Source organism: Pseudoalteromonas sp. GW168-MNA-CIBAN-0100 (genome assembly GCF_040309225.1).
Lineage (GTDB): Bacteria > Pseudomonadota > Gammaproteobacteria > Enterobacterales > Alteromonadaceae > Pseudoalteromonas > Pseudoalteromonas arctica.
The window spans coordinates 1-241 of the sequence record NZ_JBEOOL010001015.1; the positions used below are offsets into that span (position 1 = coordinate 1).

The window sequence follows — 241 nt, forward strand, 5'->3', positions numbered from 1 at the left end:
TACCTGCCCTACTATTGTGTCGACCATGCAAGCTATTGAAAATAAGCTTAGTAATGAAGAAAAAAACAATGTTGGATTTATATTAGTCTCGCTTACCCCTGATACAGACACCCCGACGGTATTACAAAGCTTTGCCCAAAGCAGAAAGCTAAGTGCACATAATTGGAGCTTATTAACAGGCTCAGCCGATGATGTGCGCAGCTTAGCTGCAGCATTAAACATTAAGTATCAAAATATAGGG

The 241-nt window shown here is 40.2% G+C and carries 1 protein-coding gene; it reads left to right on the forward strand.

Going from position 1 to position 241, the window contains the following annotated elements; genetic code table 11:
- Positions 1 to 241 (forward strand): SCO family protein (locus AAEY62_RS24420; RefSeq protein ID WP_350637065.1); only part of this gene is annotated, 241 nt, incomplete at both ends.